Source organism: Lachnobacterium bovis DSM 14045, from assembly GCF_900107245.1.
Classification (GTDB): Bacteria; Bacillota; Clostridia; order Lachnospirales; family Lachnospiraceae; genus Roseburia; species Roseburia bovis.
Window position 1 is genome coordinate 1 of record NZ_FNPG01000001.1, and the last position, 493, is coordinate 493.

At 48.1% G+C, this 493-nt stretch carries 1 rRNA gene; it reads left to right on the forward strand.

Features of this window, described 5'->3' with window-relative positions:
• Window positions 1-32: 32 nt before the first annotated feature.
• Window positions 33-493, forward strand: a 23S ribosomal RNA gene (locus BLV79_RS00005); the annotation flags it as partial.

The following is a 493-nucleotide window of genomic DNA, read 5'->3' on the forward strand; positions in this document are numbered from 1 at the left end:
TCGAAGAGGACGCATATCGAAAACGATATGAAGGTCAAGCAAAAAAGAGCGCAGGGTGGATGCCTTGGCACTAAGAGCCGATGAAAGACGTGATAAGCTGCGAAAAGCTGCGGGGAAGTGCAAATAACTAAAGATCCGCAGATGTCTGAATGGGGGAACCCATCTAGGAGAACCTAGATATCCATATGTGAATAAAATAGTGTATGGAAGGGAACCCGGTGAACTGAAACATCTAAGTAGCCGGAGGAAGAGAAAGAAAAATCGATTTTGTAAGTAGCGGCGAGCGAAAGCGAAAGAGGCCAAACCTAGGTGCGTGCACTTAGGGGTTCGGACCGTAGAATTGATTCAAACGAGTGAGCAGAATTGTTTTGGGAAAGCAAGCCAAAGAGGGTGAAAGCCCCGTAAGCGAAGCGAGTGAGACAAGACGGAATCCAGAGTACATCGAGACACGAGAAACCTTGATGGAAAGAGCGGGGACCACCCCGTAAGCCTA